Genomic DNA, 15,346 nt, shown 5'->3' on the forward strand with positions numbered 1-15,346 from the left:
CAGCCACCAAGACCAACGACTAAAGATCAACCAAACCGAGGTGGTCCAGTTTCAGCCGGACCACGGTGGTCCCGTTTGAGGCGGCGTTGACACCGAGTACAGCCATCCGTACAGCCAAGCCGTTCACGCCGTCCCCTTCTCGCCGAGAAGCCGGTCGATGGCGGAGGTAGCTTGGCGGGCACGCGCCGGCAGGACGTGGCCATAGGTGTCGGCCGTCATCCGGATCGTGGAGTGCCCGAGCAGCTCCATCACCGTGCGCAACTCCTCGCCCTGGTCGAGAAGGAACGTGGCGAAGGCGTGCCGAAGGTCGTGCAGGTGCAACCAGTCCAGTCCGGCCGCCGCGCGGAGCTGCTCGAAGCGCCGGTTGACGTTCCGCGGCTCCATCAGGGCATTGACACCGGGGAGCAGGCCCGTTCCACGATGTGCGGACTCACGGCGGACATCACGGCCGGTTGAGCACGCTCTTCCAAACTGACGGTGTGGGACCAGGAAGGGCGCGCGGTGCACGCACTATGCGCGCGGGTCGCCAAGCCACCACACGTCACGGGCATCAAGCCGAGGGAGCTGTCCTGAAAATCTCGTCGGCTCCGGGATAGCCGCACGGTCTTCAGACGTCTGTAACGGGTGAGAACGAGGAAACGAGAGTGGTGGGGTGGAAGACGACGAACGGGCACTGCTGGCCGATTTCGTGGCTAGCCGTGCGCCGGTGCTGATACGGGTCGCCTACCTGCTCACCGGTGACCGGAGCAGCGCCGAGGACTTGTTCCAGTCGGCGCTGGCAAAGACGATCCCGAGGTGGCGGAGTATTCGCCATTCCGATCCGGAGGGGTACCTGCGGGCGGTCATGTACCGAGAGCAGGTCAGTTGGTGGCGGCGGTTGCGTCGCCGCCGGGAGGTATCAATCGGTACGGACGCTTCCGTGGTGGCCGATCCGAGTACGGGAACGGATCTCCGGTTGGCACTACAGGCCGCACTGTGGCAGTTGCCGCCAGCACAGCGAGCAGTGGTGGTCCTCCGTTATTACGAGGATCTGCCGGAGGCCGAGGTCGCCGAGCTGCTGGGCTGCTCGGTTGGGACGGTTCGCAGCCGAACCCACCGCGCGGTCACCCGGCTGCGCCAACTTCTCCCGAACACGGAACTGCTGGAGCTGCAGCGATGACTGAGTCGTTCGAACACCTACTCCGCTCCACCCTCTCCGAGATGGCCGAGGAGGCACCAACTATGCAGGATTCATTGAGCAGGGCGGAGCGGCGGGCGCGTAACCGTCGCCGGAACACCGTGGCGGCGAGTGCGGCCGGCGTGCTGGCCGCCCTCGTGATCGCCACGCCGTTTGCATTTGCCGCCAGCGGCAGCAACGATGGCCGGCCGTCACAGCCGGCGAACCCCGTCCCAACCGCCAGCCCGAGTGAGCCCGGCCTCAGCCCTAGCCCCAAGCCGAGCGGGCCGGGCCTCAGCCCTAGCCCCAAGCCGAGCGGGCCGGGCCTCAGCCCTAGCCCCAAGCCGAGCGGGCCCGGTCTCAGCCCTAGCCCCAAGCCGAGCGGGCCGGGCCTCAGCCCTAGCCCCAAGCCGAGCGGGCCGGGCCTCAGCCCTAGCCCCAAGCCGAGTAAGCCCGGCCTCAGCCCTAGCCCCAGCCTCAGCCCGCGCTGATCCCGGCGCTCGCCCAAACCCTTGGAGCAGCGCCTCTGCGCGCGCTGGGCCTGCCACTTGCGGTGGCGGGCTCAGCCGGGTCTGACCTTGAGTGCCTGCCACTTGCGCCAGCCGAGGCCGAACAACGCCGGCCGACAAGGCTGGAGCGTCAGCAGAAGCGGTGACATCCGGTGGTAAGCCCCGACAGCGGACGACGGGCGCTGAGTGAAAGACGACGTTGCCGCTTGTCGGTCACGCTCAGCGCCCGCCATCCGCCTTTGCAAGGCAGGGGTTAGGGTTCGAGTCCCTGGGCTCCACCACACCATCCGGCCAGGTCACGGCCCGTTTCCTTCCTCTGTTGGCTCTCCCTTGGATTGCGGGTGGAGGCCCGTGCCCGATCCGTGCCCGATGCAGCGGTCAACATCGGTCAGTAGGGGCGGGTCGTAGAGCGTGGCCAGGTCGCCCGTGGCCCCACGGCCAGCGGGCACCACGCCCGGCGGCCGTGACTCAACCCGATTCCCAATCTGACCGTGCGACATGCCAGCGATGACCGGTCCTGGGGCCGTCGCTGGGCCGTCTGGGCCGGCCAGTTGAGGGCCGTGCTCAGGAACGAGTACTCGGATGCCGACAATCGTCCTTCGCGCGGCGGCATTCCGGCATTGAATGGCTCGCATGGAGGGTGCTGGTGCGGCCATTGGTTCGGGGGTGAAGCTCCTCCGGGGGGAGCGGAGCAAGCAGGAAGCGAGCTTCGTCGAACTCTTCTTCGATCTTGTGCTGGTCTTCGCTCTCAACCGACTGGTGGCTAGCACGGCGCAACTGGCGTCTGCCTCTGGTGCAGTGCGATGGGCGAGTCTGCTGCAGGCACTGCTGCTGATCCTGCCGCTGATTTGGGTCTGGTCAATGACGGCCTACAGCACGGCGCGCTTCGAGCCCCGCCGCCTGGCGGTGCAGGTCATGGTGCTGGTGACGGCCTTCGGTGTGCTGCTCCTGGGCGTCGCCACCCCGAGGGCGTTCGACGGCAGTGCGTGGATGTTCGCCAGCGTCTACGTCGCGCTCCAGGCCGGCCGGGCACTGGTGGTCGCTCTGGCACTGCGGTCACATTGGTTACAGCGCCTCTATTGGGGAATCCTGGTTTGGTTCTGCGTGTCCGCCGTGGCGTGGCTGCTCGGTGCCCTCGCCCACGGTTCGGCCAGGACCCTGCTTTGGTCGCTCGCGATCGCCATCGAGTACGGATCGGCCCGGCTGGGCTGGTGGGTGCCGTGGCAGGGGCCAGAGCGCATCTTGGCTTGGGAATCCGCTGCCGGGCATCTCGCCGATCGGTACCAACAGTTGCTGCTGATTGCGCTCGGGGAGACGATCCTCGCGGTCGGGATCGCCTACACCGAGGCGTCCGGGAACCCGCGCCTCCCGCAGACGCTTGGCCTGGTCATCGCGTTCATCACTGCTGTGCTGCTTTGGCGTATCTACTTCTACAAAGCAGGCGAGCTGTTCGGGTCGGCGGTCAGGTTGGCGGCCAATCCCGCCAGCCTGGGCCGAGTAGCCGGCACCGCCCATCTCTTCATGATCATCGGGGTTGCCGCCACCGCCATCGGCAATGAACTGGTGCAAAGGCACCCCACCGGCCATACGTTCAAGTCCTGGCTTGCGTTGATGCTCGGCGGCCCAGCCCTGTACGTGGCGGGCCGCACGCTGCTGGAGTGGGTTGTCTTCTCGCGCGTCTCCAGGCACCGACTGCTCGGCATTGCTGCTCTGCTGTTGCTCGCCGTGCCGCTAGCCTTCGCCCCGCCGCTGGCGGTGGTCGCCGCAGTGCCCGTGGTGCTGATCGCGATCGCAGTCGCCGACGCTCGCCGGGCAGCTGGAAGGCCCGCTGAGGCACCCACGCCGCCGAGCTGACCATGGGCGGCAGACTGAGGACCGCCATGCTTTGACGCTCAACGCCCGTCACCCTCCACCAACCGATGGTCGAAACGGGTTGAGGTCTGCCACCGCCGCTGCGCCGTCGGCCGGGCGGTCCCGATCAGATGACGGACACCGGGACGCATATTCCTGTGAACCGCGGTATGTTCATGCCGCTCGTGGTCGATCAGGGAGAGTCATCACGTGGACACCATCGCCCCCCGGGGTTTCCGTGCGCTCGTCGGCAACGCGGGGCTCAAGGACGAGGGCGACGACTTCGCCGCGCTGGTCTCGGAAGTGCCCGCGGCCAGCGCGGCGGTCTTCACCCGGTCCCGGTTCGCCGGTCCCAGTGTGACGCTCAGCCGCTCGGCGCGTACGTCGTCGGCCCGTGGCGTGGTGGTGCTCGCCCGCAACGCCAACGTCGCCACCGGCGAGGAGGGCATGGCGAACGCCCGTGAGGTCCGGGCGATGACCGCCCAGGCGCTGGGGTTGGATCCGGACGACCTGCTGATCGCCTCGACCGGGGTGATCGGACGGCAGTACCCGATGCCCCGGTTGCGTGAGCGCCTCGCCGGGCTGCGCGGGCCGTTCCCGCCGGCGGACTTCGACCGGATCGCCGCGGCCATGATGACGACCGACACCCATCCGAAGGTGTCGCGTTCGCGGTGCGGTGCGGCCGCCGTCGTGGGAGTCGCCAAGGGCGTCGGCATGATCGAACCCAACATGGCCACGCTGTTGACCTTCTTCTGCACCGATGCCGCTATCGCCGCCGCAGACCTGGACCGGGTGTTCCGCGCGGTGATCGGTCGGACCTTCAACGCGGTGAGCATCGACACCGACACCTCGACGAGCGACACCGCGGCCATCTTCGCCAACGGGCTCGCCGGGCCGGTCAACCTCGACGAGTTCGCGGAGTCGCTGCACGCCTGCGCCCTCGACCTGGTGCGGATGGTGGCTCGCGACGGCGAGGGCGCCAGCAAGCTGATCGAGGTCCGGGTGACCGGCGCCCGCGACGACGACCAGGCCAAGCGGGTCGGCAAGGCGGTGGTGAACTCACCGCTGGTGAAGACCGCTGTACACGGCGCCGACCCGAACTGGGGGCGGGTGGCGATGGCCGTGGGCAAATGCGAGGAGGACGACGACATCCGGCCGGATCGGGTGCGTATCGGCTTCGGCGGCCTGGAGGTCTTTCCCGCGCCGGCGACGGACGAGACGTTGCGGCGGTTGCAGGATCACCTGCGCGGCGACGACGTGGTGATCGAGGTGGACCTGGGCATCGCCGCCGGTGCCTTCACCGTTTACGGCTGTGACCTGACCGAGGGATACATCCGGATAAACGCCGACTACACCACCTGACGCCCGCGGGGTGGTGCCCGCCATGGGAACCACCCCGGCGCCGGACAAGCCCTTAGTCCGGCGGCGTTTCGGTCAGGGGCCGGCCCGGACGGGGATTGTATGCAAGTCCGGGCTTGCCTATCGTGGTGGACGTGGGCGATCTCTACCAGGCGCTGGCCGACCACACCCGCCGCCTGATCCTCGACGAGCTGACCGAACGCGACGGTCAGACCCTGTTCGAGATCTGCGGCCGGTTGGCCACCAGGCACCAGGTCGGCTCGTCCCGGCAGGCGATCTCCCAGCACCTCGACGTCCTGGAGGCCGCCGGCCTGATCATCACGCGACGGCAGGGACGCTACAAGTTCCACCATCTCGACACCCGGCCGCTGCGATCCATCACCGAGCGATGGCTCAGGTCCGAAACCACCGAGGAGACGCCATGAGAATCAACCTGACGAGCGTGTACGTCGACGACCAGGACAAGGCGCTGCGCTTCTACACCGAGGTGCTGGGCTTCGTGCGGAAGACGGACGTGCCGACCGGCGAGCACCGCTGGCTGACCGTCGTCTCGCCGGACGCGCCGGACGGCATCGAGCTGCTGTTGGAGCCCGACGCGCACCCGGCCGCCAAGGCGTTCAAGGAGGCGCTCGCGGGCGACGGCATCCCGCTGACGCAGTTCGCGGTGGACGACGTCGCGGCCGAGCACGAGCGGTTGCGGCAGCTCGGTGTGCTGTTCACCCAGGAGCCGGTCGACATGGGCCCGGTCGCGACGGCGGTGTTCGACGACACCTGCGGCAACCTGATCCAGATCGCGCAGTACAGGTAGCGGCAACCGGACGCCGGCCGACCGGTCAGCCCAGCCGGTCGAGCAGGTCGCGGCTGCGGCTCACCACCAGCGCGGTGGCCTCCGCGTCGTACGACGGGAGCGAGCGGTCGGTGAACAGGTGCCGGTCACCCGGGTAGACGAACAGCTCGCCGCGCTCCGGGCCGACGATCGAGACCAGTTCGCGAGCGGCGTCGACGTCGCCCTCCAGTCCGAAGAACGGGTCCCGCTCCATGCCGTGGACCTGCACCGCCACGCCGTCGGGCCAGGGGCCGACCGCCCATTCGCCGGTGACCGGCAGGCAGGCCTCGTAGAGCAGGGCGGCGCGGGCGCCGGGTCGGGTCTGGGCGAGCCGCTGGGCGATGGCCGCGCCCCAGGAGACGCCGGCGTAGACCAGGTCGGGACGCAGGTCGGCGGCGATCCGGTCGGCGTGCCGGTCGAGGACGTCGGCGCCGATCCGCTTGGTCAGCGCCGAGCCCTCCTCGACACTGGCCGGCAACTCGCCGTCGAAGAGGTCGGGGACGTGCACGGTGTGCCCGCCGGCGCCGAGCGCGTCGGCGAGGGCGCGGACGCCGTCGGTGCGCCCCCGCAGGTGGTGGAAGAGGAGGATCTCGGCCATCTCTAGACTCCTGACTGTCGGACCAGAATCATCGAACGAACCAGAATATTAGAACGGTCGAGAAATGTCGGTCAATCAGCGGATCCCGGACTACGACCTCGACGACCTGCTCGTGGTCACCGCGCCCGAGCAGTTGCGCGCGCTCGCCGACCCGCTCCGGGGCACCCTGCTGGAGCTGCTGCTGGAACGCGCCGCCACGGTCAACGAGCTGGCCCGCGCCGTGGACCGGCCGAAGAGCAGCGTGGCCTACCACGTGAACCAGTTGGTCGACGCCGGCCTGCTGCGGGTGGTACGCACCCGTCGGGTCCGGGCCATCGAGGAACGCTTCTACGGCCGGGTGGCCCGCACCTTCTACGTCGGCGCGCTCCACCGTCCGGAGGACAAGCAGGTCGTCGCACGCATCAACGGGCTCGCCGAGGCCGCGGCCGAGGCAGCCGCCGCGCACGCCGCCGACGAGCTGCGATGCACGCTTGTGCACGCGCGTATCCCGGTCGAGGACGTACGGGAGTTCTGGGCGGAGGTGCAGACGCTGGCCCGGCGCTTCGCGCAGATCCCGCGCGCCGGCGACCAGGTGTACGGCTTTGCCGCCGGGCTCTACCCCACCGACGCGCCCACCCTGCCCGACGCCGACCCCGCGGCCGACCCGCCGGCCTGACCACGCGAAGCGGCTGCGAACCGCCGCCTGCCGGTGACCGGCGATGCCGGCAGGGCCGCGCGGGGCCGGCGACCGGGGCAGGCTAGCGTCGGAGCGTGAGCACCGGAACCCCCCGCGTCCTACCGGCCGACAGCGGCATCGACGAGGCCGCCGCCGTCCTGCGCGCCGGTGGGCTCGTCGCCTTCCCCACCGAGACGGTCTACGGGTTGGGCGCGAACGCGCTGGACGCCCGCGCCGCGGCACGGATCTTCGAGGCGAAGGCCCGGCCCAGCTTCGACCCGCTGATCAGCCACCTGGCCGACGCCGCCGACCTGCCCGCGCTCGTCGGCGCCGTGCCACCGGCCGTGGCCGCGCTGGTGGAGCGGTTCTGGCCCGGCCCGCTCACGCTGATCGTGGACCGGCCCGCGGCGATCCCGCCGATCGTCACCTCCGGGCTGGAGACGATGGCGGTGCGGGTGCCGGACGAGCCGGCCGCCCGGGCCTTGATCGCCGCCGCCGGCGTGCCGGTGGCCGCGCCGAGCGCCAACCGGTTCGGCCAGCTCAGCCCGACCCGGGCCGAGCACGTGGTGGCCGGGCTGGGTGCCGCGGTGGACGTGGTGCTCGACGGTGGGCCCACCCGGTGCGGGATCGAGTCCACCATCGTGGACGCCCGAGGTGAGCGGCCGGTGGTGCTCCGGCTCGGCGCGCTGCCGGTCGAGGCGCTGGTCGAGGCGATCGGACCGGTCGACGTACGCCAGGGCAGCTCCGGCCAGCCGGTCGCGCCCGGGACGCTGGCCGCGCACTACGCCCCGCGTACCCCGTTGCGGGTGGGCACGGCGGCCGAGCGCGACGGCGGCCGGCAAGGGTTCCTGGCCTTCCGGGAAGCACCGGCGGACGGCGACTGGGCGGCGGTGGAGGTGCTCTCGCCCGACGGTGACCTGACCGCGGCGGCCGCACGGCTCTTCGACGCGTTGCACCGGCTCGACGCGGCCGGGGTGACCGGGATCGTGGCCGAGCCGGTGCCCGACGAGGGGGTCGGCCGGGCGATCAACGACCGGTTGCGCCGGGCCGCCGCCACCTGGCGCTGACCGGCGCTCAGGGGGTCAGCGGCACCGTCTCGCCGCGGTGGACGGTGCGGACCTGGCCGGCGAAGCCGCGCCGCCGGGCCTCCGCCACGAAGTGCCGCAGCGGGGAGCGGAACACCGGGTAGTCGTCGTAGTGGATCGGCACGGTCAGCCGCGGCCGGATCAGCTCGACCACGTCGGCGCCCTGCCGGGCGTCCATGGTGAGCAGGATGCCGGCGATCCGGGTGCCGCCGAGGTGGATCAGCATCGCGTCGATGCCCGGAAAGCGCCGCGGGATCTCGGCGAGCCGCGGTCGGCGCAGCGTGTCCCCGGTGACGTAGAGGCGGAACCGCCGCTCGCCGCCCTGCTCCAGGTCGATCAGGCTGCCCATCACGTCCGGCAGCGCGCGGTCCAGCAGGCCGGGCCCGTGCTGGCCGGGCAGCGCGGTCAGCCGCAGGGTCTCGTCGCCCCGGTGCAGCTCGTGCGAGCGCCAGGTGGGCAGGCCCGCCGCCGCCTCGAACCCCCAACGGCGCAGCTTGCGTCCCGCCTCGGGCGTGGTGAGGATCGGCAGGGAGTGGTCCAGCCCGCGCCGGGCCACCCGGTCGAAGTGGTCGCCGTGCAGGTGGGACAGGACGACCGCGTCCAGCGGGGGCAGCTCACCGATGGTCAGCGCCGGATCGGTGCTCCGCTTCGACCACAGCCCCCGACCCAGATAGGCCCGCTGCCCCCGGTGCAGGAAGTTCGGGTCGGTGAGCAGGGTGAAGCCGCCGATCCGGAGCACCGTGGTAGCCGTACCGACGAAGGTCACCTCAGGCGTCATGCGCTTCGCCGTACCCCTGATCGGTGCGCCCATGCGAACCGGGCTGCGGCAGGCGGTCCACCAGCCGGGTCAACGCGCCGTTGGCGAACGTCGCGCCGAGTGCCGAGCCGGTGGCGATGGTCCAGCCCACTGGGCCGAGCGGGGTGCAGCCGAAGAACTGGCTGACCCCCGGCGTCTGGACCACCACGACCAGCACGCCGACCGACGCGGCGGTGGCGACCAGCACGGTGGGGCTGGTGCCGCCGGCCAGCACCGTCTGGCCGAGCTGGGTGCCGATCAGCGAGGCCAGCGCCACCGTGCCGGCGCGGCGTCGGGTGCCGGTCCACCGGGCCAGCGTCCAGCCCGCGGTCGCGCCCAGCGTGGTCGCCGCCGCGCGCAGCCCGATCTCCCGGGTCATGGTGGCGCCGAGCGACGTGTCCGGGCCCTCCCCCAGCAGGCGGTCGGTGCGGTCCTCGGCGGGCGGGCGGACCGCGATGGCCAGCGCCGGAGCCAGGTCGGTGAGCAGGTTGACCAGCAGCAACTGCCGGCCGGTCAGGGCGGACCGGCCGGTCGAGGCGGCGGTCAGCACGCTGAACGCGATCTCGCCGAGGTTGCCGCCGACCAGGATGCTCAGCGCGTGCCGGACCGACGACCACATGGCCCGCCCCTCGACCAGGGTGGCGATGATCGTCTCCAGCCGGTCGTCGGTGACCACCAGGTCAGCGGCGGCGCGGGCGGCCGGGGTACCGCGCTGGCCGAGCGCGATGCCGACGTCGGCCAGGCGGATCGCCGGGGCGTCGTTGGCGCCGTCGCCGGTCATCGCCACGGTCCGACCGTGACGCTGCAACGCCTGGATGATCCGTACCTTGTGCGCGGGCGTGCAGCGGGCCACCACGTCGGTGGCCATCAGCCGCTCGGCGAGCGCGGTGTCGTCGAGCCGGTCCAGGTCGGTGGCGGTCACCACCCGCTGCTGCCCGTGGTCGGGGCTGATGGTGGCGGCGATGGCCTCGGCGGTGGCCGGATGGTCCCCGGTGATCATGACGGTGTGCACGCCCGCCTTCCGGATCCGCTCCACCGCCGGCCGGGCGCTCTCCCGCACCCCGTCCGCGAGCGTCAGGAAACCCACGAAGACCAGCCCGTCCACCTGCTCGTCGGTGACCGCGTCGGTGGAGACGGGACACTCGGCCAGCGCGAGGATGCGGTGCCCGGCGCCGGCCCGGGCGGCCAGCATCGCCTGCACCTCGTCCCGGCCGGCGGCGTCCAACGGGCGGTCACCCCCGGCGGTACGCCGGGACGTGCAGCGCGGCAGCACCGACTCGGGCGCGCCCTTCACGCTGAGCAGCGACCCCTCCGCGGTGCGCCCGACGGTGGCGCTGTAACCCCGGGACGGCTCGAACGGCAGTCCACCCGTCGCGGTCCAGTCCGCCGCCCCGGTGCGCTCGGTCACCCCGGCCGCGTTCGCGCCCCGGCGTACCGCCCGGTCGGTCTGCTGCGGCAACTCGTCCGGGTCGGCCGCGGCCGGAGTGGCCCGCAGCCCCGCCGCCAGCGTCGACCGGAGCGGGTCGTCCAGACGGTCTGCCGGGGCGTACCGGTCGTCGCCGGTGCCCACGCCGGCCAGCAGCAACTTCCCCTCGGTCAGCGTGCCCGTCTTGTCGAAGCAGAGCACGTCCACCCGGCCCAGCGCCTCGATGGTGCGGGGGTTGCGGACCAGCGCGCCGTGCTCGGCCAGCCGCCGCGCCGCCGCCAACTGCGCGGCACTGACCAGGAACGGCAGCCCCTCCGGCACCGACGCCACGGCCAGGTTCGCGGCGGTCGCCGCCGTCTCGGCCAGGGGTACGCCCCGCAGCAGCCCCGCCCCGGCCACCGCGATCGCCGAGCCGGCCGCCAGCGGTACGGCGGTGCTGGTCAGCCTGCCGAGCCGCGCCTCCACCCCGCTGGTCGGCGGGGCCTGCCGGGCCAGGGCCATGCTCCGCCCCGACTCGGTCTCCGCGCCGGTGGCCACCACCACGGCGGTGCCGTGTCCGGCGGCCACGGTGGTGCCCTCGAAGAGCATCGAGTGGCGCTCGGCGAGCGCCGCGGCGACCACCGGTTCGGGGCTCTTCGCCACCGGCAGCGACTCGCCGGTCAGGGACGACTCGTCGGCCTCCAGGCCGTCGCTGGTCAGCACCCGGCAGTCCGCCGGCACGGCGTCACCGGAGCCGACACTGATCACGTCGCCGGGCACCAGGTCCTCGGCGGGCACCACCCGTTCCGCGCCGTCGCGCCGCACCCGGCTGGTGATCGCCGACCGGGACAGCAGCTCGGCCAGGGAACGTTCGGTGTTGCGCTGGTGCACCGCGCCGACCAGCGCGGAGCCGCCGACCAGGCCGCCCACCAGCGCCGCGTCGACGAGCGAGCCGAACGCGGCGGACAGCACCGCCCCGGCGGCCAGCACCGGGGTGAGTGGATTGGACAACTCGTCGACGAACGCGCGGAGCAGCCCGACCGGCCCGTACCCGTGTCCGTCGCCGGCCGCCGCGCCCCGGCGGCGGCCGGCCTCCTCGTCGGTCAGCCCGCTCGGGTGGCTGCCGAGCTGCTCCAGGACGGTCTCCACCGGCATCAGATGCCAGGCGGTGATCGCCGGCATCGGGCTGCCGGTGCGGTCCGGCAGCCGGTGGGCCCGGAAGACGCCGTGCGCGAACGCGACCGCGGCGGCGCCGTTCACCGCCGCCAGGGTCCGGCGCGGCAGGTGCCGCCGGTCGGCGGTGAACGCGCCGAGCGCGCCGAGCCCGCTGCCGGCCATGGCGATCCGGATGTTCTGCCCGGTCATCCGGCGGGCCACCCCGGCGGCGTCGATGATCAGGGCAGGGATCCGCAGGTCGTCGCCGACCAGCAGGTGCGCGCCCCACGGCGGCAGGTCGTCCGGCGCGGACACGCCGAGGCCACAGTCGGCGGCGGCGAGCGCCGAGCGCTCCCCGGAGACCACCAGCACCACCGCGCCCTCGCGTTGCAGGTCGCGGACCGCGCCGCCGAGCCCGGTCCCGCCCGGCACCCGCCGGTCGCCGAAGTCGTACCGGCCGTCCTCGGCGCCGCCGATCACGAGCCGGAATCCGGCCTGGCGGGCGGCGGACACCAGCGCGTCCACCCCGGGCGCGGGTTCCGGCTCCACCCGCAGCAGGGCGGCGAGGCGGCCACCCTGGGCCAGGCCGAGCAGCCGTTCCCCGTCGGCGCGCAGCCGCTCGCTGTCCGGGGTGTCCCCGGGGTCCTCGGCGTCGAGGTGGTCCAACGGCCCGATCCGCCACCCGTCGTCGGCCCGTACGGCGTCCGGGTCGGCGGGGTCGAACAGCGCGAACGCGCGGGCGGCCACCTGCTGGGTGTCGGCACCGGGCAGCGGCGCCAGGTCGGACAGCACACCCCGGTCGGAGCCGAGCACCGCGGCGTCCAGCAGCACGGTGTCGATCCGGTCCAGCTCGCGCAGCACGCTACGGTCCATGGCGATCACGCCGCGCCGGGCCAGCATCCGGCCGAGCTGCGCCGCGTAGCCCTCGCGACCGCTGCCCGGCGCCTTGGGCAGCGAGGAGAGCGCCAGCGCGGCGGCCCGCTTGCCGCCGGCCACCGGAACCGCGGCCGCGCCGGCCACCGCGCCGGTGGCGAGCATCCGCCGGACGTAGCGCTCGGCCGGCCCGTCCGGGACCGGGCCGGGCCGCTCACTGTCCGGGACCCGCGCGACCGCCCGGTCGGGGTCCCCGGTCAGCCTCGGTTCGGCCCGGCTCCAGGCGGCGAGATGGGCCCGCGCCTCACCCCACTGCACCACCCGCTGCGCGCCGTCGAGCACGATGCCGGCCCAACCGCCGGTGAGGCCCTGCACCACCGCCTCGGCGAGCGGGAAGAGCACCTCGGCGCGGGGGTCGGCACGCAGGCCACGGTCGGCCAGCGCGTGCAGCTTCGGGTGCAGGTCGACCGCGTTCAGCAGACCCGCCACCTCACCGGGGACCGGTGTGAACGGCAGGACCCGGGTGGCCGCGGAGATGGTCAGGCCGAGCGCGTCGGAGACGAGCGCGCCGAGCGTACGGGGGGTGCGCGGGCCGTCCTCGGGCGGATGCGGCGGCGGGATCTCCGGGTCCGGCTCGTACGGGCAGGCCCGCTCGGCGCGCGTCACGGTGTCGATCAGGTCGCGCAGCTTCGGCGCCGGCTCCCCGGTCGCCACCACCACGCGGCCGGACGGCGCGTTCACCCGGGCCCAGCTCACCCCCGGCACGGCCTCCAGCGCCGCCTCGACCTGCCGGGCCAGCCGGTCTCCGCCGTCCTGGCAGACGCCGTGCACCTCGATGTGGTGCCGCCCGTCCCGCGACCACACCCGACGGCGGCTCAGGCCGGTCAGCCGGGCCAGGCGGGTGGCGACGGCCCCCACGCTCCCCGCCGCCTCGGTGACACCGGGCGGCACGGTGGCGCCGGGCAGGGCCGACCCGACGGTACGCGCCACCCGCGCCATGGCGTCCGGCACGGCGGCCGGCGACAGCAGGAGACCGGCGAAGCCGTACGCCATCTCGCCTCCCGGAATCGTCCCGGCGGCCCGACTTCCCGGCGCGGCGTCCGTTATGCCCCGGGGCCGGGGGAAGTTTCCCGCTGCCCGGGGCATGGACGCCGAGGGCGGTGGAATGCCGGTGGGGTCGATGCCGTCGTCGCAACCGGGGAGGCAGGATGAGCACGCTGACGCGACACCTGAGCGGATCGCGGGAGATGATCCACGCGTACAGCCGACGGGTGGACGTCCCGCTGCTGGGTGAGGTGGCCGTGCCCCCGCCGGACAAGCTGGCCTACTACGCCGGCATCGGGGTGCTCGCCGCGTTGCAGGTGATCGAGTGGCCGCTCGCCCTGGTCATCACCGCCGGGCACGTCCTCGCCGACCAGCACGTGTCCGGCCTGGCGAAGGGCGTCGGCGAGGCGTTGGAGACCGCCTGACGAGACCGGGCCCACAGTTGACTTCAACCGCGGTCGAAGTAGCAGGCTGTGGCCCATGACGACCGCCACCGCCGCCGCACCCGAGACTTCCACGGTCGGGCTGTGGTCGCCGGGCCTGCGGGCGATGACCGTGGGCAGCGTCGCCCTGGTGTCGCTGCTCGCGTTCGAGGCCCTCGCGGTGGGCACCGCCATGCCGACGGTCGCGCGCAGCCTGGACGGGCTCGGCCTGTACGCGCTGGCGTTCGGTGGACCGTTCGCCTCCGGGGTGGTGGCGATGGTGGCCTCCGGTATCTGGTGCGACGCGCGCGGTCCGCGCGGGGCCATGTGGCACGGCGTGGCCTGGTTCGTCGCCGGTCTGGCCCTGGCGGGCGCCGCCACCAGCATGGGTGCGCTGGTCGCCGGGCGGGTGGTGCAGGGCTTCGGCTCGGGTCTGCTCTCGGTGGCGCTCTACGTGATCGTCGGGCACGCGTACCCGGAGCGGTTGCGGCGGCGGATGTTCGCCGCCTTCGCGGCGGCCTGGGTGGTGCCGTCGCTGGTCGGGCCGGCGTTGGCCGGCCTGATCGTGGAGCACCTGGGCTGGCGGTGGGTGTTCCTGGCGGTGCCGGCGGTCGCGGTGCCGGCGGTGCTGCTGGTCCAGCCGGGACTGCGGTCGCTGGCCGGCACCGTGCCGACCCGCCCGCCGGTCGGGGCGCTGGCCCGGGTGGGCTGGGCCTGCGGGGCGGGGGCGAGCGCCGCACTGCTGCACCACGGGGGGCAGCAGCGCGGCGTGCTCGCCGCCGGCCTCATCGCGGTGGCGCTGGCCGGGTTGCTCACCTGCGTACCTCGGCTGTTGCCACCCGGGTTCCTGCGGGCGGCGCGCGGGCTGCCGACGGTGATCGGCCTGCGCGGCCTGGCCTCGGCGGCGTTCGTCGGCGCGGAGGTGGTGATCCCGCTGATGCTCTCCCGGGAGCGTGGCTTCTCGCCCACCGGCGCCGGGCTGGTGCTGACCGTCGGGGCGCTCTCCTGGTCGGTGGGCTCGTGGGTCCAGGGCCGGATCGCCACGCCCCGCTCCACCGCCGGCCTGCCCCGGGCCGGGCTGGCCTGCATCGCCGTCGGCACGGCCGGCGTGGCGTCGGCGCTGCTGCCGGGCATCCCGGTGGCACCGGCGGTGCTCGCCTGGGCGGTCGCCGGTCTGGGCATGGGGCTGCTCTATCCCTCGCTGTCGGTGCTCACCCTGGAGTTGTCCGCCCCGGCCGAGCAGGGCCGGAACTCCTCGGCGTTGCAACTGGGCGACTCGCTGGCGGCCGCCACCGTGCTGGCGCTGACCGGGGCGGTGCTGGCCAGCGGCTCGTCGCCCGGTCCGGCGAGCTACGCGGCCACGCTGGGCGTGGCGGCCGGCTGCGGCCTGCTCGGTCTGCTGCTCGCCGGTCGCGTGGCACCCCGACCGGCCGTTTGAGGCCGCGGCGCCGGCCCGCCGCCACGGGCGTGTCTTACGCAGCGTGATGCCGCAGGAAAAGGGCATCACTTTTTCGGGCTATACCTCTCGGTCATAAATATGGGTCTTGTGATGGATGTGTGGGTCATCGGTTGGGGAGTTGGGGGCGGTGACCGCCGAGGTTGAGCATGGCCA

13 protein-coding genes are annotated in these 15,346 nt (G+C 73.1%); 9 read left to right on the forward strand and 4 right to left on the reverse strand.

Annotated elements, in window-relative coordinates; translation table 11 throughout:
• Nucleotides 1-123: 123 nt before the first annotated feature.
• Complete coding sequence (locus ACGFI2_RS30330; RefSeq protein WP_393523556.1) at nucleotides 124-384, reverse strand: tyrosine-type recombinase/integrase; 261 nt, start codon at nucleotides 382-384, stop codon at nucleotides 124-126.
• Between the two features lie 268 nt (nucleotides 385-652).
• Between ACGFI2_RS30330 and ACGFI2_RS30335 the strand changes: the two genes are divergently transcribed.
• The 5 genes from ACGFI2_RS30335 to ACGFI2_RS30355 all read left to right on the forward strand — a co-directional run bounded on the left by ACGFI2_RS30335 (nucleotide 653) and on the right by ACGFI2_RS30355 (nucleotide 5,683).
• Nucleotides 653-1,159, forward strand: a complete 507-nt coding sequence (locus ACGFI2_RS30335; protein ID WP_393523559.1) for a SigE family RNA polymerase sigma factor — start codon at nucleotides 653-655, stop codon at nucleotides 1,157-1,159.
• A 1,139-nt stretch (nucleotides 1,160-2,298) separates the two neighbouring features.
• Complete coding sequence (locus ACGFI2_RS30340) at nucleotides 2,299-3,519, forward strand: low temperature requirement protein A (RefSeq protein WP_393523561.1); 1,221 nt, start codon at nucleotides 2,299-2,301, stop codon at nucleotides 3,517-3,519.
• A gap of 207 nt (nucleotides 3,520-3,726) precedes the next feature.
• Nucleotides 3,727-4,878, forward strand: a complete 1,152-nt coding sequence (gene argJ / locus ACGFI2_RS30345) for a bifunctional glutamate N-acetyltransferase/amino-acid acetyltransferase ArgJ (RefSeq protein WP_393523563.1) — start codon at nucleotides 3,727-3,729, stop codon at nucleotides 4,876-4,878.
• 119 nt (nucleotides 4,879-4,997) lie between these two features.
• Nucleotides 4,998-5,300: an ArsR/SmtB family transcription factor gene (locus ACGFI2_RS30350; RefSeq protein WP_393523584.1), complete on the forward strand. Its 303-nt coding sequence runs from the start codon at nucleotides 4,998-5,000 to the stop codon at nucleotides 5,298-5,300.
• Nucleotides 5,297-5,683, forward strand: coding sequence for a VOC family protein (locus tag ACGFI2_RS30355; RefSeq protein WP_393523566.1), 387 nt, complete (start codon nucleotides 5,297-5,299; stop codon nucleotides 5,681-5,683). The genes ACGFI2_RS30350 and ACGFI2_RS30355 overlap by 4 nt, the downstream gene beginning before the upstream one ends.
• A gap of 25 nt (nucleotides 5,684-5,708) precedes the next feature.
• Here the strand turns inward: ACGFI2_RS30355 and ACGFI2_RS30360 are convergent, their stop codons facing one another.
• Entirely contained in the window at nucleotides 5,709-6,299 is a 591-nt protein-coding gene (locus ACGFI2_RS30360) for a dienelactone hydrolase family protein (protein ID WP_393523568.1), read from the reverse strand.
• Between the two features lie 64 nt (nucleotides 6,300-6,363).
• On the opposite strand from ACGFI2_RS30360, the gene ACGFI2_RS30365 reads away from it, so the two are divergent.
• Both ACGFI2_RS30365 and ACGFI2_RS30370 read left to right on the forward strand, forming a co-directional pair.
• Nucleotides 6,364-6,954 carry a helix-turn-helix domain-containing protein gene (locus ACGFI2_RS30365; protein WP_393523571.1) on the forward strand — a complete coding sequence of 197 codons (591 nt, stop codon included), beginning with the start codon at nucleotides 6,364-6,366 and terminating at the stop codon, nucleotides 6,952-6,954.
• A 95-nt stretch (nucleotides 6,955-7,049) separates the two neighbouring features.
• Nucleotides 7,050-8,021, forward strand: a complete 972-nt coding sequence (locus ACGFI2_RS30370; RefSeq protein WP_393523573.1) for an L-threonylcarbamoyladenylate synthase — start codon at nucleotides 7,050-7,052, stop codon at nucleotides 8,019-8,021.
• A gap of 7 nt (nucleotides 8,022-8,028) precedes the next feature.
• Here the strand turns inward: ACGFI2_RS30370 and ACGFI2_RS30375 are convergent, their stop codons facing one another.
• Both ACGFI2_RS30375 and ACGFI2_RS30380 read right to left on the reverse strand, forming a co-directional pair.
• Nucleotides 8,029-8,817, reverse strand: a complete 789-nt coding sequence (locus tag ACGFI2_RS30375) for an MBL fold metallo-hydrolase (protein WP_393523575.1) — start codon at nucleotides 8,815-8,817, stop codon at nucleotides 8,029-8,031.
• The gene (locus ACGFI2_RS30380) at nucleotides 8,807-13,267 is read right to left on the reverse strand and encodes an HAD-IC family P-type ATPase (protein WP_393523586.1); all 4,461 of its coding nucleotides are present in this window, start codon (nucleotides 13,265-13,267) and stop codon (nucleotides 8,807-8,809) included. The genes ACGFI2_RS30375 and ACGFI2_RS30380 overlap by 11 nt, the downstream gene beginning before the upstream one ends.
• Before the next feature lie 209 nt (nucleotides 13,268-13,476).
• Here ACGFI2_RS30380 and ACGFI2_RS30385 point away from each other — a divergent pair, with 209 nt between their 5' ends.
• Both ACGFI2_RS30385 and ACGFI2_RS30390 read left to right on the forward strand, forming a co-directional pair.
• A complete protein-coding gene (locus ACGFI2_RS30385; protein ID WP_393523578.1) occupies nucleotides 13,477-13,737 on the forward strand; it encodes a hypothetical protein in 261 nt (86 codons plus the stop codon).
• Nucleotides 13,738-13,792: 55 nt separating this feature from the next.
• Nucleotides 13,793-15,172: an MFS transporter gene (locus tag ACGFI2_RS30390; RefSeq protein WP_393523581.1), complete on the forward strand. Its 1,380-nt coding sequence runs from the start codon at nucleotides 13,793-13,795 to the stop codon at nucleotides 15,170-15,172.
• Nucleotides 15,173-15,346: the final 174 nt, after the last annotated feature.

The organism is Micromonospora sp. NPDC049282, assembly GCF_043197045.1.
Taxonomy (GTDB): domain Bacteria; phylum Actinomycetota; class Actinomycetes; order Mycobacteriales; family Micromonosporaceae; genus Micromonospora.